This is a genomic window from Bacillus sp. NEB1478, assembly GCF_031582965.1.
GTDB lineage: Bacteria > Bacillota > Bacilli > Bacillales > Fictibacillaceae > Fictibacillus.
Genome location: NZ_CP134049.1, coordinates 3,417,595 through 3,437,032 on the forward strand (window position 1 = coordinate 3,417,595; position 19,438 = coordinate 3,437,032).

The window sequence follows — 19,438 nt, forward strand, 5'->3', positions numbered from 1 at the left end:
GACGAAATTCTTGAGTTCTACCAACATTGATATGTGAAGTCATTCTTAACACAAAAAAAGTACCTTAGCAATAACTAAGGTAACTTTTATGGTCTTGTTAAAATCGGCGAAACAGAACTTCTCATCTGCAGGTCATCAAGGCTTTTGAATGTATAACCTCTTTTCTGCAATGCTTCGATTACGCTTTCTAGTGCTTCTGCATTATCTCTTGAAACAGTATGCAGCAGCAGAATACTTCCTGGATGAATCTGTTTTGTTATTTGGTCATAGGAATATTTCCAGCCGCGCTGTTTATTCGTTTCCCAATCAAGGAATGCAAGTGACCAAAACACGTGAGTATATCCTTCTTTTTTCGCAAGAGCGATCGTTCTTTCGCTGAATACGCCCCTTGGCGGCCGTATATACTTCATTTCTTTTTTGCCGGTTATTTCCGCATATCGCAACTTAACTTTTTCTAATTCCTTTATTAAACGTTCATCGGATACTTGTGTCAGATCAGGATGATAATAAGAGTGATTGCCGATTATATGACCTTCTTCAGCCATTCGCTTTATTAGGTGAGGGTGGGTTTTCATAAATTGTCCGGTTACAAAGAAGGCAGCAGGCACTTTTTTACGCTTTAAAACATCTAACACATCGTCCGAATATCCATTTTCGTATCCGTTATCAAACGTTAAATAAATATCTTTTTTGGCAGTATCGCCCAGAAAAAGGCTATCATATTTTTTTATAAGTTCCAAATACCTTGAATCTGTGACTGGAGGCTTCTCGTTCCCCTTTTTTTCAAAGTACCATTCCAGCCGCTGATTCGATAAACCTCTTTGCGCAAAAGAAATTTCCGGCTGTAGGAAAAGTATCAACGGAATTAATAAAAAGCAAAGGAGCCGATTGATCTTCATAAAATAATTCCTCCTTCAAACGACAGCCTATACCTTTATTGTGCGGTGAAAAAGTGAAATCATGCTAGGGATTATAAGGAAAGTGAGTGTTGGTTGATTGATAAGCGTCGAATCTCTTCGTCAGTGACGAGCAAAACTTGCACGAAAACTGCGAGTTGCACCGAGTAATCGCAGGTGCATTGTTACTAAGTACTTATGTATGTGTAATACACTCCGCGCCTCGAAAACTTCACTTCCTCAACCTTCTCGCTTCTGAATCAACAAATAATTTTAGATAATGATATTTCAGATGGGGGATTTGAATCTAATTTTGAAAAATTTAGCCTCATTGAACGATGATTGAGTCTGTTTGAACAATAATTGAGTCTAATTCATAAAAATTGAGTCTTTCTACAAATTCCGACATAATTCCACCTAACTGCAAAAAAAAACCTTAAAGATCGCTAAAGCGCACCTTTAAGGTCTTCAATCCATCTTCTTATTTAAATACCGGTTCTTTAAATTGCTCAAGTTTTTGCAGGGAAGATTTCTCAACATGTTCATGAAGGCTGTTTCCATGGGAATCCATCGTTACTACAGCTGTGAATCCATTAACACGTATGTGCCACATTGCTTCTGGAACACCGAATTCCATGAGATCTACACCTTCCACTTTTTCCATACATTCCGCGTAGTACTGTGCAGCTCCACCGATTGCGTTCAAGTAAACACCGCCGTGTTCTTTAAGAGCAGCGAGAGTTTTCGGTCCCATTCCGCCTTTACCAATAACGGCACGAATTCCGAACTTTTTCATGATATCGCCTTGATACGGCTCCTCACGAATACTCGTTGTTGGTCCTGCTGCTTTCACAACCCAGTTGCCTTCTTCATCTTTCGCCATTACAGGACCGCAATGGTAAATAATTTGTCCGTTCAGATCAATTGGAGCCGGGTTGTCCATGAGATGCTTATGAATCGCATCACGGCCTGTATGCATCATCCCGTTAATAGTTACTACATCTCCAACTTTTAATTCACGAATTTGTTCTTCCGTAATTGGAGCTTCTAATGTTATGCTTCTAGTCTTATCTTCTTGCTGTTCTACCGCTGCTGCCGCTTCTTCTTCAGCTTTAGCAAAATCTACCGTTTCCCCTTCTTGATATAGCCACTCTGTAATTTCACCTGTTTCAGGATTCAATTTCACTCCTAAACGGCGGTAAGCCCAGCAGTTATAAGCAACAGAAACAAAGAAACTTGCAGGAATACGATTAATTACACCGACTTTACACCCAAGCAAAGTTGTTTCTCCGCCAAATCCCATCGTTCCGATTCCTAGCTTATTAGCATTTTCCATTACATATTCTTCAAGCTTGCGCAGGTTTTCGTTCGGATTCGTATCATCAACCGTACGGAAAAGCATCTCTTTTGCCAGCTCATATCCCGAAGTACGGTCTCCTCCGATTCCAACACCGATAAAACCTGCACTGCAGCCTTGGCCCTGCGCTTGGTAAACCGAATGCATGATACACTTACGGATTCCGTCCAGATCACGGCCAGCACGGCCTAATCCTTCTAATTCTGCAGGAAGGCTGTACTGTATGTTTTTATTTTCACAGCCGCCGCCTTTTAGAATGAGACGCGCATCAATGTAATCATTTTCCCATTGTTCGAACTTGATAACCGGCGTTCCATCACCCAGGTTGTCACCACTGTTATCGCCTGTGATCGAATCAACTGAGTTTGGCCGCAGCTTCGTATCCTTTGTCGCTTCAGCGATCGCATTACGAATTGCTTTTTTCATCTCGATTTGGTTCGCGCCGACTGGAACTTTTATTTTAAATGTAGGAAGTCCTGTGTCCTGGCAGATCGGTGAAACATTCTCGTCAGCTTTTAGAATATTATCCGTGATCGTATCTAAAGACATCGCAGCTCGTGTACCGGCATTTTCTTTTAGCTTCGCTGCAAGGATGGCACGACGTACATCTTTTGGCAATTTGGTTGAAGTTTCGACAATCAGTTTATACATGCTTTCCTGAAAATTTTTCATCTCTCCACTACCCCTTTGTAAGCGTGAACAATTTTTGTTTTATTCTTGATTACAGTATAACAAAAAAACCCGTTCCTATAATACAGAAACGGATTTACTTCTACTGTTCTTCCCAGTCATGACGGAATTGCTTACACTTCATTTCCAGGTCATCCAGCATTCCTATAATTTTGTCGATTTCATCGATACCTGCAGTCTCTGCATCAATAGCATCTAGAACATCCATTAATAAATCGATGCGTGTTTTTATATATTCTTTTTGAGAGGATTTATCTTGAATAGAGTTACCCATGGTGATCTCTCCTTTCCATCCCCTCTACTTTAACAAGGTAAGACGAATTTGCCAACAAGATTATCCTTTTTCTTTAGGAGTTGTTCAGTTAAGATAAAGAATGTCCATTTCGTCTAGAAGGAGATTTTTTTAAATGGTATTAAAATTAAACAAAAAACCGATAACCCCAAAACACGATCCTTGGGAAGCTTATTTAGATATAGAGACTCATAAAAGCCTTAAACTGTCTAACATAGAAATCACAACCACGACCCTTTGTAATATGCGCTGCGCTCACTGTGCTGTAGGGTATACGCTGCAAACGAAAGATCCTGTGCCGCTTCCTTTAGAGCTAATCATAAAACGTCTTGATGAAATTCCGGATTTGCGGGCGTTCAGCATCACAGGCGGTGAGCCAATGATGTCATTAAAATCAATAAAAAATTATGTGGTGCCGCTTTTAAAATATGCATCAGAACGCGGTGCACGAACACAGATTAACTCTAACCTTACTCTGGATTTAGCACGCTATGAGATGATTATTCCCTATTTAGATGTCCTTCATATCTCCCATAATTGGGGAACGCTGGAGGAGTTTTCTGAAACCGGATTTGCTATGATGGAGAAAAAACCGACACTTGCGCAAAGAGAAGCTTATTTTTCACGCTTAACTGAAAACACCCAAGCCTTAGCAAAAGCAGGTGTCATGGTTTCTGCTGAAACGATGCTGAACAAAAGGACGCTTCCTTATCTAGAAGATATACATAAACACGTCCTTAAAATGGGATGTCAGCGTCACGAAATTCATCCGATGTATCCTGTTGATTTTGCGAGTACTCTTGAATCCATCAGCTTAGAAGAAATGCGTGAAAGTATTCATCGGCTTCTTGATATCCGTGATAAAAAGGTATGGATGCTTTTTGGTACACTTCCGTTTTATGCTTGCTCTGATAATGAAGAAGATTTGCAATTACTAAACAGGCTGCGAAATGAAGAAAACGTCACAGTAAGAAACGATCCTGATGGACGCTCTCGTTTAAACTTAAATATTTTTGACGGAAATATTATCGTGACAGACTTTGGAGATGCTCCCCCACTCGGGAATATCCAAGACACTAGTCTTTTGAAGGCTTATGAAACGTGGAATGAATCAAAACTGGCAAAAGAACTAAGCTGTCATTGTTCAGCTGTAAAATGTCTCGGACCAAATATTTTGGTTAAACATTCGTATTATCCTAAAACAGAGTTTCTCACTAGACAAGCAAAGCTTTAAAGCATTAAAAAGTTATAAACTTTACAAAAGTAAGTTTAAATCGTATAATGAACGGTAATTACTATAGTTATTAAGCTTTGTTATATAGAGGTGAGGTTGTATGGATTACAACACGATGTGTCCGAAATATGAAGTCGCTATTGAGATAATCGGGAAAAAATGGACAGGACTCATCATCAGAGTTCTGATGGGCGGTCCAAAACGCTTTAAAGATATTAAGTCACAGATTCCTGAGATGAGTGACCGGATGCTTACAGAGCGCATGAAAGAATTAGAATCAGTCGGAATCGTAAAGCGCCACGTTTACCCTGAGACACCAGTGCGTATTGAATATGCATTAACGGAAAAAGGAAATTCTTTAAAAACGATCATTAATGAAATTCAAACGTGGAGCGAGCAGTGGGTTGACCACTGTACAGCATCCGAATAAGAAAAGGACAGCAGGTTAAAATGCTGTCCTTTTTTACATATTTCCTGCATGAAACCGGAATGAAACGTGATCTTGTACCGGAATCCATGCCCCAATGCCTTGCTGTGTAACGTTTTGTACAAGTATCTGTCTTTTTCCGCCCTTTAAGACAATATATACCTCTCCGTATGTTACACGTCCTCTTTCATTTACAGCTGGTACATAACTGTACAAGTACCCAACCTGTTTTGGAGATACATGGTACGTATTTGATTTCTTTGTTCCTGCCCCAATTGCTGTAGAAAAAGCTAGCGGCAATCTGGATTTTTCGGCTGCCGCAATAAGCATCATTTTTTGTACAGCTTCACTATTTGGAATAGCTGCAGTTAATCCGCCTGATACTTTTTTATATGCGGTTTGGTTATAGGATAATTTAGCTACCGATTTAGCACCGCGATTATCCAAGCGATTCGTATTAATTTGCTGGTGCTCCCAGTTAACGGTCGTTTCAGTTGATTGATAAGATAACGGCCACTGACCTAAGTAAATTTTTGCACGATACCAAAAAGCTACCTTTGATGCATTAATGCTGGATTCATTTAAAAGACGAATCAGATCAGGGTTAGTTATCGGGACTTCAGATGTTTTAAGCATTGATTTTGCAAGCTTGCTTGGTTCCAAGTAAGGCAGATCTTGAGCTGAATTCGGGTATGTGTTTTCTTTAGAAATGCTTAGTACAGACCCAGGTACTTTAATATCTGCTTTTTTCGCCATCTTTTCAGGCAGCTTTTCTGTTTGCTTTACTGGTTTCTCAGCAGCAGGTTTTTCGGCAGCAATTGCCTGACTGGAAAATGCAAATAGCATTACAAATATAATAATAAGAATTCTCTTTTTCATAAAATCCTCCTTTCCCCTATTTTTTTCTTTCCGTTAAAATTTATCCACCCCACCCAGCCACTTTGTCTCGGTTATTGTTGGAAATCGTTTTATTGATTTAGAAAAAAGGCATTCCCGCTGAAATGCATATCTTTTAACTAATCTTGAAAGAAACACTTCTTTCTCTAGGGAAATATCGAAATTTTTCGTGTTCATTTCTTATATCAATGGCATAAAAATTATCCACAAAAAAATACTGACCTCAGATTTCCGCCTGCCTAGGTCAGCATTGTTATTTTAAGCACGTATTTCAAAGCTTTCTGTAATTTCAATACTGTCTTTTACTGATTGAACCATCGAACAATTCTTTCGAGTCACCACTAATGCTTTCTCTACTTTTTCTTTCGATAACTGATCGCCTTCAATTGTAAAATGAAGATGAATATGTGTAACTCTATTCGCTTCTTTCTCATCTCGTTTTACTTCTGCAGAAACTTCTATATTATCGAACCGAAGGCGCATTCTTTCTAAAACTTTACGCAAGACACCGCCACTGCAAACAGCAACAGACGAAACAAGCAATTGAAAAGGTCGGAATCCGTATTCTTCATTACCGCTTATTTGAAGTGTTCCATATTCGAACGTCGTTTCAAAGCCATTTTCTCTCATCTTAAATTGCATGTATAATCCTCCAATTTAATAACTTCTATTCACCTTTACGTAACATCCATTGTACAATAGCTGTAGTTTGTTTTGAAAAGGAGACGCTCATGCAGCTTTCAACTTATAAATTTTCAGTTTTAGTCAGCATTGTTTTTATTTCTGGTTTTGCACAAGGAATGCTGCTTCCTTTAATCGCAGTCATTTTTGAGCAAAATGGTACATCCGCTTCTCTAAACGGATTTCATGCTACAGCATTATATATCGGTATATTGCTGGCTTCTCCCTTTATAGAAAAACCGCTAAGAAGATTTGGGTATAAGCCTCTTATTATAATTGGTTTGATCGCTGTCATATTATGTTTTTTCTTATTTCCTTTCTGGAAAGTTTTCTGGTTTTGGTTTGTCTTAAGGCTGGTTATCGGAATTGGGGATCATATGCTGCATTTTTCTACCCAAACATGGATCACATCGAACAGCCCAGATACTAACCGAGGACGTAATATCTCCATATACGGAATTGCTTTCGGTGCGGGGTTTGGGATTGGACCTTTAATGACGAAAATGCTCGAAGTTAATGCCAACCTCCCATTTTGGCTTGCAGCAGGACTTTGCTTTCTTTCCTTTTTATTAATGACGACCATTCGAAATGAAAAGCCCGAGACAATTTCAGCAAAATCTGCTGGCATAACAGCGTTCTCCAGGTACAGAAAAGTTATTAAAATTGCATGGGTTTCTTTGCTTCCGCCATTTGCATACGGATTTCTCGAATCAACCCTTCATGGATCATTTCCTGTATTTGCTCTGCGTAACGGGATCAGTTTAGACTGGGTAGCTGCTGTCCTGCCCTCGTTTGTATTAGGGGGTCTGTTATTTCAGCTGCCGCTTGGAATTTTAAGCGATAAAATGGGCCGCAAACCGATTCTTATATTCTCATTCGTGCTTGGTTTTTTCTCATTCTTAGGGACATTTTGGGCTCTTCATTCATTCTGGATGCTTTTTGTACTTTTCTTCTTATCCGGGATGTTTACAGGTTCGATGTTTTCGATGGGCATTGCTTATATGAGTGATTTACTCCCAAAATATGATCTGCCTGCTGGAAATATTTTAGCGGGAATCAGTTTCAGTATCGGAAGCATGACAGGTCCGTTAATCGGAGGCAGTTTTATTAATTTATTTAAAGAAGGTGCCTTTGTAATTTCAATTTGCGGAATGTTATTAGTCCTCTGTCTGCCAATTTTGTTTATAAAAGCTCAACCTAAAAAGGAACTTCAAACAAAAACAGCCTAACTACAATAATTTTCTTCTTTTTACTCATATTATAAAAGCAGGAATTTTGACTTTAAGGACTCATTCTTTAAACTAGAAGTAGCTGAAATTTTTACTATTTTAGATAATAAGGAGCGATTTGATGAGATTACGTGCTGATATGCCTGAATTTAATGGTGCAACAGAATGGATAAATGGAGAAGTTAAAAAAAGTGACCTTATTGGGGACAAGCCTACTTTGGTTCACTTTTGGTCAGTAAGTTGCGGTTTATGTAAAGAAGCTATGCCAAATATCAATAAATTCCGTGATGACTTCAAAGACGAACTCAATGTAATAGCCGTTCATATGCCCCGTTCCGAAAAGGATTTAGACATTGATCAAATAAAAGAAGTGGCTGCAGAACATGATATTACTCAGCCTATTTTCGTTGATAATGATCATACATTAACTGACGCATTTGAAAATGAATATGTACCTGCATATTATGTTTTCGATGCAGAAGGAAAACTGCGTCATTTCCAAGCTGGCGGAGACGGAATGAAAATGTTAACGAAGCGTGTTAATCGAGTATTAGGCAAGGAAACAAAGTAAGCTAAAAAATAAAAGACCGGGGAGCTCCCCAGTCTTTTTATTTTTTCTTTTTTCGTTTAAATAAATTGCGTTCAATGACTCTAAATATAAATGCGAAAAATTTATAAAGAATCAACCCCACTAATGCGCCCATACCATTAAGTAAAATGTCATCGATATCAAATATCCGATGTGCATATTCATATTGCAGGAATTCAATAACAAAACTTGTACCGAATCCAATCACAAACATGACTCGCCACGAATCAAAGAAACGAAATACTAACGGCAGCAGCATTCCAAGCGGGAAGAATAATAGTACATTTCCGATAACATTCTTAAATATTAGCCAATAATCTCCACTTCTCCACATAAGACGGATGCTATCAAACAAAACAAGGTTTGCTGATTTTCCGTAAACATAATGGTTAAACGTAAAAAGTGTAGCATAAATTAGAATGGCAAAGTACACAGCAAAAATCAGTGCACCGAAAATGCTAAAAATAACTCTTATTCTTTTCGAGTTCACTGCCTTCTCCTGCCTTTAAAATAATAATTACTGTAGTCACCTTTTTTAGTTTACCATGTAAAGCTCTTTTTGAGATACATGTAACATATAAAACTTTCTTTAATTAACTGTATAATCAGGAAGCAAATTTCTTTCTCGTTTTCTTAAATAAAATAAAAAGCACGACTGCAGCCACAATAGTCACAGCTACAGGGAGCATATATTCTTCTGATTTTGCTCCAACACTTTTCCAGTTCGGTCCGAATTTTTGTCCAAGATAAATATAAAATGCCGTGATTGGAAGCATTGCAATGAACGTATAAATCGAAAACGCCCAAACGTTCATTTTAGCCATCCCGCATGGTATCGATATTGTCGTTCTTACCCCAGGAAGAAATCTTCCAAAAAACGCGACACCAGCACCGTATTTTTCAAAAAAACGGTCAGCAGCATTTATTTCTTTCTCTTTTATAAATACATATTTGCCGTACTTCATCAAAAACGGTCTTCCCCCATAACGTCCTAATGCATATAAAGTTAACGGTCCGAGAGTCCCGCCGAATGTTCCAGCTAATACGGCCAGCCAAAAGTTCATATCCCCTTCATATACCCAATAGCCTGCTAGCGGCAATACAAGCTCTGCAGGAACAAATTCAAATGTTAATGCGGCAATTAATCCAAAATAAGAAAATTGCTTTAAAAAGTCAACAAATGAGAGTATAAGTTCTTCCATCTTATCTCCCTCCTTATCTGTCCAAAAAGATGACGGAAATCATTATAGCACATACGTGTAACACCGAAAAAGGATTCAAAAAAGGAAAAAAAGCCGCCCGTTAACGGACAGCTTTTAATCATTAATGAAAGTTATTTTTCTTATTGGCACTGCTGCTTGTCTTGTGCTGGCTTTCATTTTTGTTGTTCTTGCTCTTATTTGTATTTTGCTTATTGCTTTTTCCCATGGTAATAATACCTCCTTTAATAAAAGGTATTACTAGCTTTTCCTATGAATCAGCCTTTAACAAGCCCCTTTTCTTGGCAAAATCTATTTTGAATTTATGGAAGGTCGCATTAAGAACACCGCCTGAAAGCAGAACAAGTCCTGTTAAGTAAAACCAAAGCATCAATACGATAATTGCACCGATACTTCCATAAGTTGCAGAATAATTACCAAAGTGATCAACATAAAAAGCAAAACCCAAAGATACTATTTGCCATAAAAATGTTGCCACGAGTGAGCCGTACCAAATTTCGGTAAATTTAAGTTTTTTACAAGGTGCTAAATAATATAATACAGAAACAAACGTAGAGATTAGTAAAAAACTGATTATCCATCTTATAACTCCCCAAATTTGCATAAAAGCTTCATCAAGTCCTAAATATGAAAAAGCAATATTGCCTAGCATTTTTCCGAAAACCGGAAAAACAAGAGCAATGATAAAAGCAAAGATTACGCCAATCGTTAAAAACAAGGCAAGTAATCTTGTCTTGATAAAACCTCTGCATTCCTCTACCCCATAAGCTTCATTTAACGTTTTGATAACAGCATTAATGGCGTTTGATGCAGACCATAACGTTGCTATGATCCCAATGGACAATAATCCTCCATTTCTTCCCTCAAGAACTGTCTGTAAATTTTCACCTACAGAATCCATCGCTTCTGATGGTACATAATGTTCAAGCATATTCAACGCCTCAGCAGGTTTAATAAAGAACGCTCCAAGTGTTAATAAAAAAATGAGAAACGGAAATAAAGATAAAAGAAAATAATATGCGAGCTGTGCTGCCAAACCCGTTACATCTCCTTTTTTAAATCCGTGCATAAATTCAATCCCGAATGCTTTTGCTTTCATATGTTTAAGAATGTGCCATAACGTCAATGTTTCTCACCCCTATCTTTAATTATGTATGTTTCAATTATCATTCCCTTTGACCAACCTTATAAAAACTTCTTTTCACTTTTGTTTAGATTTTTTTAGAATGGGTAACTTAAAAGTAATTCAATATTAGCAACACCAAACTTTTAAAAAAAATGAAGGAGGAATTTCAAATGAGTTTTTTATGGGCACTTATTATAGGAGGAATTATTGGTTGGTTAGCCGGTCTATTAACAGGGCGTGACGTACCGGGTGGTATTATCGGTAACATTATCGCTGGTTTCGTTGGAGCTTGGCTAGGTGGACTTGTATTAGGTGACTGGGGTCCTACGGTAGCAGGATTTGCTATTGTTCCAGCTATTATTGGAGCAATCGTGGTTGTACTTATCGTAAGCTGGATTATGCGCAGTATGCGTAGCCGTGCTTAATACATCGAATACAAAAAACCGTCCCGATTAGGGGCGGTTTTTTTGTGTGAAAAGAGAATCTGGATGAGCGCACATTTTTCCTGAATGGCGTGTTCAGCGATTATAAATCTCGCTGAACACGCACTATCAACAGTAAAAAAAGCTCTGAAAAAAGCGGCTTATTCCACTTTACAGGGCTTTTTTTAAAAAAATTTAAAATCGCTTTTTAAATACGTAACTTGGCTTATCATAATGCATTTTTTGTTCATAAAAGCGGTGTGCATCCACCCGCTCTAAATTAGAACTTAACGTTACACCGTTACAATTGTTCTGAACAGCATATGATTCAATATAGGACAGCAATTCTTCTCCATAACCCTTTGACCTTTCGCTGCCATCTGTAACGAGGTCATACAAGTAAACATGCTTGCCGTCGTAGAAATTCGTCAGTATCGCAAACCCTGCCAAGGCTACAATTTTTTCATTTTGATAATTGGCAATCAAGTTATAGCCTTCTTTTTGCATCTGCTGAAACATTTCATAAAATAAGGCTTCAGATAGATGTGTACGAAGTTGGCTCATTACAGGAAATGCTGCCCGAATTTCATGTTCTTCTGATAACTGTCTAATCTCACCCATTAATGTTCCTCCGGTTTAAATTAAAGCGATTCTCGATTCTTTATTTCTACAAGCAGCCGTTCACATCCTGCTTTCACCATTTCATATACTTCAAGGAAATTACCAGTGAAATATGGATCTGGTACGTCTTCACTTTCGTAATCGGGTACAAAATCCATCAGCCTTGCGATCATACCTGTTTTAGATTGACCAGCCATTCTGTGAAGGTTTCCAATATTTTCAGCGTCCATTCCAATAATATAATCAAATTGAGTTAAGTCACTTGTTTTAATTTGACGTGCCTTTTGACCTTCAAACGAAATTTCTTTCTGAGATAAAATATTTCTTGTTCCCTCGTGAGGAGGCTCACCAGCGTGCCAGTTCCCTGTACCAGCGGAGTCAATCGAAATAGCACCTTCAAGTCCTTCTCTTTTTACCAAATTACGAAAAATCGCTTCAGCCATTGGAGAACGACAAATGTTTCCTAAACATACAAAGAGTACTTTTACCATCCTTACACCCCCCCTTCTTATTCCTATTAAAGGTATAACAATTTCAGTCATTTTAAAAGAAGATGATGCCGGATTTTTTTATAAGGCTGTATTGGAAAGTTGTTGATTTCCGCTCCAGGTCGCTCGCTTTCCGCAAGTCACATATTTTAACTGTCTGCCCTAAAAAAAGAAATAACCTGAGCTATTATAGCCAGGTTATTTTATGCAGACTTAAGCGAGATATGCTTCCCGGACCTGATCATTTTTAATCAAATCTGCTCCCAGTCCTGTCATTACAATTTCGCCTGTCTGAATTACATATCCACGATGGGCTACCTGTAAGGCTTGATAAGCATTTTGTTCGACTAAAAGAATGGTCATTCCTTCTTTATTAAGATCACTGATAATATCAAAAATCTGTTCAACAATTACAGGCGCCAAGCCCATAGATGGTTCATCCAGCAATAACAGTCGCGGTTTAGACATTAAAGCCCGGCCCATTGCCAGCATCTGCTGTTCCCCGCCACTCATTGTTCCGCCTTTTTGGGACAGTCGTTCATGAAGTCTAGGAAAATATCCAAAGACTCTTTCCATACTCTCTTTGATGATTTTTTTATCTTTTATCGCAAAAGCACCCATCTCAAGGTTTTCTTTTACAGTCAGCTTAGGGAAAATCCTTCGTCCTTCCGGCACGTGGGCGATCCCAGTCTGTGCAGTTATATGAGCAGGCTGTTTTGAAATATCTTTATCTTCATAATATACTTTTCCTGTTTTCGGAAGAACTTGACCGCTGATTGTTTTTAAAGTTGTTGATTTTCCTGCTCCGTTACAGCCGATAAGCGTTACGATCTCACCTTTTTCAACTTTAAGACTAATTCCCTTTAGCGCGTGAATACCACCGTAAAATGTATTAACATCATTTAATTGTAAAATACTCATCGTTCTCCCCCTTACGCTGGCGTTACTGCACTTTTACCAAGATAAGCTTCTATTACATTTACATTATTCCGGATTTCAGCAGGTTTTCCTTCAGCAATTTTTTCGCCGTGATCTAATACAACAATGTGCTCTGAAATTTCCATAACAAGCTTCATATCGTGCTCGATTAAAACAATCGTTACATCCAGCTCTTCTCTCATACGATGGATAAACTCGGTTAATTCCCTTGTTTCCCTCGGGTTCATCCCCGCAGCAGGCTCATCCAGCAGCAGGAGTTTAGGATTAGTTGCCAGAGCACGAGCAATTTCAAGTCTTCGCTGTGCACCATACGAAAGATTTTGGGCATCTTCATTTAAATGATGTGCCAGACCTACATATTCCAGCCAGTGATATGCTTCTTCCTGAGCACGTTTTTCCTCTTCTCGAACGCCTTTTGTTTGAAATAATGTAGTAACAACTCCTGCTTTTAACTGTTTGTGCAGTCCTACCATTACATTTTCAAGAACTGTAATGTTCGAAAAAAGACGAATGTTCTGGAACGTCCTAGCAATTCCCTGTCTCGAAATTTCATGGGGCTTCAATCCAATCAATGATTTTGAACCTAGCTGTACATTTCCTTTATCAGGCTGATACACACCTGTGATCAAGTTAAAAAAAGTTGTCTTACCCGCTCCGTTCGGACCGATTACAGCTGTAATCGATCCTTTTTCAACCGTCATATCGACGGAATTGACTGCGACCAAGCCGCCAAACTGTTTGTATAGATTACTAACTGTTAAAATCGACATTGCCACGCCCTCCTAAGCTTGAAATCCCTTATCTTGATCGATTGTAATTTTCTCTTTCCGATGTTTTTTCGCTCCCTCTTTCAAAGCATTTTCATCGAAAACAGGATTTTTTGCAGGAATCAATCCTTGAGGACGATAGATCGCAAATATGATTAAAATTGCTCCAAAGATAAAGCGCTGCATCTTCGCAGGTGCAAGAGCTTCCGGGAAGCTGATCACGCCGTCCATGTTTAACTGGTTCAAATAATTTGTTACTTCAGTCAGCACTTGCAGATTCAGGATCGTAATAACTGCAGCACCAAGAATAACTCCAGGCACACTTCCCATTCCGCCGAGTATAACCATAACAAGAATCGTGATCGATTCCAGCAAAGTGAAACTCGTTGGATCAACAAACGTTTGTTTCGCTGCGAATACTACTCCCATCATTCCCGAGAAAGAGGCACCGATCGCAAAAGCTAATAGTTTTGTGCGCACTAAATGGATACCCATTGATTGTGCAGCAATCTCGTTTTCTCTTACGGCTTTCCAGGAACGGCCGATCTTTGAAAACTCAAACCTTCTCACAGCCAGGATAACAAGAAGAAGAATCCCCAGCACGATATAATAAAACTGATTAGGGTAAACAAATTGAAAACCAAAGATTTCAGGCGGCTGAACCGATGCTAAGCCCATTGCACCATTCGTAATATTGACAGGCTTATCAAGGTTATTAAAAACAATCCTGATGATTTCCCCAAAACCTAATGTAACGATTGCTAGATAATCTCCTTTTACACGAAGGACTGGAATACCTAATAAAATACCGAAAAGCGCAGCCATGAAACAGCCAATCAGAATAAAAATCCAAAAGCTTCCGCCGGATAACGGAAACGTCCCAAACGGCATAAAATTCGCTGCCTGTCCGGTAGCAAAAATACCGTATGTATAAGCACCTATTGCAAAAAAGGCAACAAAGCCAAGATCTAAAAGCCCTGCCAGTCCAACAACGATGTTAAGTCCTAATGCCATCGCCACATAGATGCCAACCACAGTAGCAACTTCCATATAGGATTGATAACTCGGTCCTGTGCTTGCAACAAAAGGTATGACCCCAATGAGGACCACTCCTGCAATCACCCATTTTAATCGGTTTGAAAGATCAGTATAGTAAAGCAATAACAAGGAGAACAAAAGCAATAGAAATGCGGTAACAGATTGTTGTGCTAAATATAAACTCAATGAAGTTACCAATACATAAAGCACGAGCAAAATGACCTGTGCCATTTTATTTCCTTTTAGTTTACTAGTCAGCTTTTGCATGGATCTTCACCTACACTTTCTCTGTAACTGCTTTTCCAAACAGTCCTTCTGGTTTGAAAATAAGAACTACGATTAAGATTGCGAATGCGAAAACATCTTTGTACTCTGCTCCGAAAACGCCATTTGTTAAAAGCTGAAGATTTGTCGCAGCAAACATTTCTAGCAATCCCAGCATAAGACCACCAACCATCGCCCCGCGAATGTTCCCGATTCCGCCTAATACAGCAGCTGTAAATGCTTTTAGCCCTAAAATGAATCCAATATAAGGATCAATTGTTCCATACTGAACTGCAAATAGAACACCAGTAGCTCCCCCAAGGGCAGACCCTATAAAGAAGGTTAAAGAAATGACTTTGTTTACGTTGATTGACATGAGGGATGCTGTCTCACGGTCTTGAGCGACAGCTCTCATCGCCATTCCCCATTTTGTTTTATTTACGAAAAAGTCCAGACCGATCATCATAATTACTACTGCAACGACTAGAATAAGTGTTGAAGTTTTAAAAAATGCATCACTGAAAGATGAAGAAAGACTAGAAAATTTAAGCGTAAACTTTTCATTAAACATCGATGGACCCGTTAAGATATAATTCCCGCGCTTATATTCTGTAATAAATCGAACTAAATCCTGAAGCAAAAATGATACACCGATTGCCGAGATTAACGTGATGAGCTTAGGAGAATTCCTTAGTGGCCGGTATGCCAGACGTTCGATTCCCACTCCCATGAATCCCGTTAAAATCGAGGTAACGATCAAAACAAGAATTAGAGCAAGTATGGCAGGCATTGAGGCGATCCATCCCATTCCCGTCATCAGAATAAGCATGGCAACACCAATGAATGCTCCCGTCATAAAAATTTCACCATGAGCAAAATTGATAAGTTCAAGAATTCCATAAACCATCGTATACCCAAGTGCAATAACCGCATAAATCGCGCCAAGTGCTAAACCATCTACAAGAACTTGGGGCAGCGTGTGCAAAATGTCAGCTAACATAACTTTTCCTCTCTTTCACAACTAGGATGTATGTGTGGAAAAAAGAAGAGGGAGATGGCCATTAGGGTCACTCCCTCTCGTGTAAACATCGGTTTACTTACTAATTTCGCCTTCTTGAACACCTGGATATTTAGGTTCGCTGAATTTATAGATATAAACTTTCGCGTACTTGTTATCCCCTTTATCATCAAATCCAACTTTAGTTACAACACCTTGGAAATCTTGTACTTTACGAACTTCTTCCGTTACTTTTTCACGAGATGGAAGCTTTCCGTCATTGCCTTTAATCGCTGCTTCTAGACCATGTAATAGAACGCTCATTGAATCATAGCCATAAGCCGAATAAGACTCTACATTTTTATTGAATTTATCTTTGTACTTGGAAGCAAAATCTTGTCCTTCAGACGATTTGCTAGCATCCGCTGCTACAGACGTGTAGTAAACATTCTTTACCGCATCACCGGCGATTTCAACTAGAGTGGAAGAATCCATTCCATCTCCGCCCATGAATGGAATGTCGATGCCTTTATCACGTGCTTGTCTGATTAATTGACCGCCTTCCGTATAAAGTCCACCGAAGAATACTAAGTCAGGTTTCTTGGATAATACTTGTGTAAGAACACCGTTAAAGTCTTTTTCTCCAACCGTGATCCCTTCATAACCAAGAATTTCTGCACCTGCGTCTTCAGCCGCTTTTTTGAAGGCATCTGCAAGACCTGTTCCGTAAGCCGTTTTATCTTGAACAACAAAGATCTTTTTAGCTCCCAGCTTATTGATTGCATAGTCTGCTCCTGCTGGACCTTGGAAGTCATCACGCGCAACGATACGGTTTACCGTCTTAAGTCCGCGATCTGTAACTTCTGTAGCTGTGTTAGCCGGAGAAACCATAGGCACTTTGTATTTTTCATAAACTTCAGATGATGGAATAGATACACCTGAATTCAAGTGACCGACAACCCCTAGGATCGCCTTGTCAGAACCGATTAGGTTAGCGTTTGCTACTCCTTTTTTCGGATCAGCTTGATCGTCGTAAGGAACGAGCTGAAGCTTATATCCCAATTTATCAAACTTATCTTTATTCTCTTCTAATGCAAGCTGTGCACCCAGTTTAATAGATTCACCCAGTGTTGCACTTCCTCCTGATAACGGAGTTTGTGTAGCAATCTTAATTACTTTTCCGCTTCCGCCACCGCTGCTTCCAGACCCGCCTGAAGCATTACAGCCTGCTAAAAGACCTAAAGATAATGCAGAAGCTGCTAATACTTTTAACCCTCTTTTCATCCCCATGTAGAAAATCCCCCTTGTTAGAAAATTTAGATAATTGCTACTATTTAAAAAAATCTTACATGAATATTACTAGATAGACAACTAAAATTTAGAAAAAATAGATATTTTATTTTAAATTAAAATAAATTCCCTATTATTCAACAAAATGTATTATATGTCGCTACCTTTAATGCTTTATCACAGAAAAACCCGCTGATTTCTCAGCGGGTTAATATTGTCATATGCAATATTTGATTATAGTTTCAGGACTATTTGACTGCTAAAATCGACTCAATCCTACTTTTGTAAAATCTTCACATAATAATTCCTATGTCTAGGACCATCAAACTCACAAAAATAGATGCCTTGCCATGTTCCGAGCAGCAATTCACCATTTTCAATCATTACAACCTGAGAGGAACCTACTGTACTTGCTTTTAAATGCGAAGCAGAATTTCCTTCCGCATGACGGTATTTAGGGTGTTCCCATGGATAAACCTCATCCAGCTTCATCAGCATATCTTTCACAACATCCGGATCCGCGTTTTCATTGATTGTGATACCCGCAGTCGTATGGGGACAATACACATACAGTACGCCATCATCGATATGCTGTTCCTCAACATAAGCTTGCAGCGATGTGGTAATTTCGTACATTTCATCACGCTGGTGTGTTTGAATCGTGAATTTTTGAGCCACTAAAATCCCTCCTCTAGTATTCTATAATTGATGATTCCCTAATTGTGCTTATTTTATCTCATAGGAAAATGAAAAGCCGACTCCCCATTAAAGAAGTCAGCTCGTTTTTGCTAGAAACTATTTTCGATTAACTCGCGTCCGGTCCCCAGCAATCTTTTTCCACTTCGCTCTTTCAGCAAGCGCAAGCTTCTGGTCTTCTTTTCTAGCGAAGTAAGCCATTTCACGCTGCAGTTTTAAATAGCTGTTATATCGATCTTCATCCAAATCTCCTGTTTCAATAGCAGATTGTACAGCGCAACCAGGTTCATTATTGTGTGAACAGTCACGGAACCGGCATTGGTCAGCTATTGACTCAACATCTTGGAAACTTTGACTCAAGCTGCTGTCGCCTTCCCAAAGCTGAAGCTCCCTCATCCCCGGTGTATCTATCAAAATACCGCCGCTATCTAAGACAAGCAGTTCACGATGAGTTGTTGTGTGTTTTCCTTTTCCATCTTCTACACGTATCTCGTTTGTCTTTAAAACTTCACTGCCGAATAGTTTATTTGCCAAAGTTGACTTGCCTACACCAGATGAACCAAGCAGCGCTACAGTCTGTCCTTCCTTTATAAAATCAGAAAGTGCATCAATACCCATTCCTGTTTCTGAACTGACTGAAAAGATCGGAACTCCAAAAGCGATTGATTCAACTTCATCGATGATGCTTTGAATATCTTCGCAAAGATCAGCCTTACTGAGCACTATAACTGGCGCTGCTCCGCTTTCCCATGCCATTAACAAGTACCTTTCCAACCGGCGTAAATTAAAATCTTGATTTAATGCGTTTACTAAAAAGACAGTATCTACATTAGTCGCCACGATCTGTTCTTCTGTCGTCACTCCTGCTGCTTTTCTGGAAAATTTGCTTTTCCGAGGCAAAATTCCATGGATATAAGCTTTTCCTTCTGATGGGTTGGCTTGGACAGCCACCCAGTCTCCTACTGCCGGATAGTCTTGTCTTCCTTCGGCGTTAAACCGGATTTTTCCGGTAATTTCTCCAAGCAATTCGCCGTTCTCTGTCAGAACTCTGTACAAACCTTTATGTTCAATGCTGATCCTTCCAGGAACAAGTGCTTGATTATTATATTCTTGAAAAGACTCTTCAAATGTTTGATTCCAACCTAATGATTTTAAATTCAATTTAGTACCCTCCGAATAAATGTTGTTATTTTTTAATAAAAAAAGAACCGCTGAAGAACGGTTCTTTACTGAAAATAAGAGTGCACAAATACCCTTATTCCATATAAAAAACCATGA

The 19,438-nt window shown here is 39.0% G+C and carries 22 protein-coding genes; 5 read left to right on the top strand and 17 right to left on the bottom strand.

Features of this window, described 5'->3' with window-relative positions; translation table 11 throughout:
- Positions 1–86 precede the first annotated feature (86 nt).
- The 3 genes from pdaA to RGB74_RS17355 form a co-directional block, all read right to left on the bottom strand.
- On the bottom strand, positions 87–899 hold the full coding sequence (pdaA, locus tag RGB74_RS17345; RefSeq protein ID WP_310760516.1) for a delta-lactam-biosynthetic de-N-acetylase: 813 nt from the start codon (positions 897–899) through the stop codon (positions 87–89).
- A 478-nt stretch (positions 900–1,377) separates the two neighbouring features.
- Positions 1,378–2,925, bottom strand: a complete 1,548-nt coding sequence (locus RGB74_RS17350; RefSeq protein WP_310760517.1) for a fumarate hydratase — start codon at positions 2,923–2,925, stop codon at positions 1,378–1,380.
- A gap of 100 nt (positions 2,926–3,025) precedes the next feature.
- On the bottom strand, positions 3,026–3,217 hold the full coding sequence (locus tag RGB74_RS17355) for an SE1561 family protein (protein ID WP_310261865.1): 192 nt from the start codon (positions 3,215–3,217) through the stop codon (positions 3,026–3,028).
- 133 nt (positions 3,218–3,350) lie between these two features.
- On the opposite strand from RGB74_RS17355, the gene yfkAB reads away from it, so the two are divergent.
- Positions 3,351–4,469, top strand: coding sequence for a radical SAM/CxCxxxxC motif protein YfkAB (gene yfkAB, locus RGB74_RS17360; RefSeq protein ID WP_310760518.1), 1,119 nt, complete (start codon positions 3,351–3,353; stop codon positions 4,467–4,469).
- A gap of 100 nt (positions 4,470–4,569) precedes the next feature.
- Positions 4,570–4,899, top strand: a complete 330-nt coding sequence (locus RGB74_RS17365) for a winged helix-turn-helix transcriptional regulator (RefSeq protein ID WP_310760519.1) — start codon at positions 4,570–4,572, stop codon at positions 4,897–4,899.
- Positions 4,900–4,932: 33 nt separating this feature from the next.
- Here RGB74_RS17365 and RGB74_RS17370 read toward each other — a convergent pair whose 3' ends face one another.
- Both RGB74_RS17370 and RGB74_RS17375 read right to left on the bottom strand, forming a co-directional pair.
- Positions 4,933–5,775, bottom strand: coding sequence for a YfkD famly protein (locus RGB74_RS17370; RefSeq protein WP_396135989.1), 843 nt, complete (start codon positions 5,773–5,775; stop codon positions 4,933–4,935).
- A 276-nt stretch (positions 5,776–6,051) separates the two neighbouring features.
- Positions 6,052–6,435 carry an OsmC family protein gene (locus RGB74_RS17375; protein ID WP_310760520.1) on the bottom strand — a complete coding sequence of 128 codons (384 nt, stop codon included), beginning with the start codon at positions 6,433–6,435 and terminating at the stop codon, positions 6,052–6,054.
- 89 nt (positions 6,436–6,524) lie between these two features.
- Here RGB74_RS17375 and RGB74_RS17380 point away from each other — a divergent pair, with 89 nt between their 5' ends.
- Both RGB74_RS17380 and RGB74_RS17385 read left to right on the top strand, forming a co-directional pair.
- Positions 6,525–7,703 carry an MFS transporter gene (locus RGB74_RS17380; RefSeq protein WP_396135990.1) on the top strand — a complete coding sequence of 393 codons (1,179 nt, stop codon included), beginning with the start codon at positions 6,525–6,527 and terminating at the stop codon, positions 7,701–7,703.
- A 121-nt stretch (positions 7,704–7,824) separates the two neighbouring features.
- The gene (locus RGB74_RS17385) at positions 7,825–8,274 is read left to right on the top strand and encodes a TlpA disulfide reductase family protein (protein WP_310760521.1); all 450 of its coding nucleotides are present in this window, start codon (positions 7,825–7,827) and stop codon (positions 8,272–8,274) included.
- 37 nt (positions 8,275–8,311) lie between these two features.
- Here the strand turns inward: RGB74_RS17385 and RGB74_RS17390 are convergent, their stop codons facing one another.
- The 3 genes from RGB74_RS17390 to RGB74_RS17400 all read right to left on the bottom strand — a co-directional run bounded on the left by RGB74_RS17390 (position 8,312) and on the right by RGB74_RS17400 (position 10,638).
- Positions 8,312–8,782 (bottom strand): VanZ family protein, encoded by a 471-nt coding sequence (locus tag RGB74_RS17390; protein ID WP_310760522.1) that lies wholly within the window; start codon positions 8,780–8,782, stop codon positions 8,312–8,314.
- 115 nt (positions 8,783–8,897) lie between these two features.
- A complete protein-coding gene (locus RGB74_RS17395; protein ID WP_310760523.1) occupies positions 8,898–9,494 on the bottom strand; it encodes a DedA family protein in 597 nt (198 codons plus the stop codon).
- Positions 9,495–9,762: 268 nt separating this feature from the next.
- Complete coding sequence (locus tag RGB74_RS17400; RefSeq protein ID WP_310760524.1) at positions 9,763–10,638, bottom strand: YihY/virulence factor BrkB family protein; 876 nt, start codon at positions 10,636–10,638, stop codon at positions 9,763–9,765.
- Positions 10,639–10,808: 170 nt separating this feature from the next.
- On the opposite strand from RGB74_RS17400, the gene RGB74_RS17405 reads away from it, so the two are divergent.
- On the top strand, positions 10,809–11,063 hold the full coding sequence (locus RGB74_RS17405) for a GlsB/YeaQ/YmgE family stress response membrane protein (protein ID WP_310760525.1): 255 nt from the start codon (positions 10,809–10,811) through the stop codon (positions 11,061–11,063).
- A gap of 192 nt (positions 11,064–11,255) precedes the next feature.
- On the opposite strand, the gene RGB74_RS17410 is transcribed toward RGB74_RS17405, so the two are convergent.
- From RGB74_RS17410 to rsgA, 9 genes are all read right to left on the bottom strand, one after another.
- Positions 11,256–11,681, bottom strand: coding sequence for a GNAT family N-acetyltransferase (locus tag RGB74_RS17410; protein ID WP_310760526.1), 426 nt, complete (start codon positions 11,679–11,681; stop codon positions 11,256–11,258).
- 20 nt (positions 11,682–11,701) lie between these two features.
- Complete coding sequence (locus RGB74_RS17415; RefSeq protein ID WP_310760527.1) at positions 11,702–12,172, bottom strand: low molecular weight protein-tyrosine-phosphatase; 471 nt, start codon at positions 12,170–12,172, stop codon at positions 11,702–11,704.
- 210 nt (positions 12,173–12,382) lie between these two features.
- The gene (locus RGB74_RS17420) at positions 12,383–13,090 is read right to left on the bottom strand and encodes an ABC transporter ATP-binding protein (RefSeq protein ID WP_310760528.1); all 708 of its coding nucleotides are present in this window, start codon (positions 13,088–13,090) and stop codon (positions 12,383–12,385) included.
- Between the two features lie 11 nt (positions 13,091–13,101).
- Positions 13,102–13,878, bottom strand: a complete 777-nt coding sequence (locus tag RGB74_RS17425; protein WP_310760529.1) for an ABC transporter ATP-binding protein — start codon at positions 13,876–13,878, stop codon at positions 13,102–13,104.
- 12 nt (positions 13,879–13,890) lie between these two features.
- On the bottom strand, positions 13,891–15,180 hold the full coding sequence (locus RGB74_RS17430) for a branched-chain amino acid ABC transporter permease (protein WP_310760530.1): 1,290 nt from the start codon (positions 15,178–15,180) through the stop codon (positions 13,891–13,893).
- A gap of 10 nt (positions 15,181–15,190) precedes the next feature.
- Positions 15,191–16,177: a branched-chain amino acid ABC transporter permease gene (locus tag RGB74_RS17435; RefSeq protein ID WP_310760531.1), complete on the bottom strand. Its 987-nt coding sequence runs from the start codon at positions 16,175–16,177 to the stop codon at positions 15,191–15,193.
- 93 nt (positions 16,178–16,270) lie between these two features.
- Complete coding sequence (locus RGB74_RS17440; RefSeq protein WP_310760532.1) at positions 16,271–17,464, bottom strand: branched-chain amino acid ABC transporter substrate-binding protein; 1,194 nt, start codon at positions 17,462–17,464, stop codon at positions 16,271–16,273.
- Positions 17,465–17,740: 276 nt separating this feature from the next.
- Positions 17,741–18,142 (bottom strand): secondary thiamine-phosphate synthase enzyme YjbQ, encoded by a 402-nt coding sequence (locus tag RGB74_RS17445; RefSeq protein WP_310760533.1) that lies wholly within the window; start codon positions 18,140–18,142, stop codon positions 17,741–17,743.
- Positions 18,143–18,259: 117 nt separating this feature from the next.
- Positions 18,260–19,321 (bottom strand): ribosome small subunit-dependent GTPase A, encoded by a 1,062-nt coding sequence (rsgA, locus tag RGB74_RS17450; protein ID WP_310760534.1) that lies wholly within the window; start codon positions 19,319–19,321, stop codon positions 18,260–18,262.
- Between the last annotated feature and the right edge of the window lie 117 nt (positions 19,322–19,438).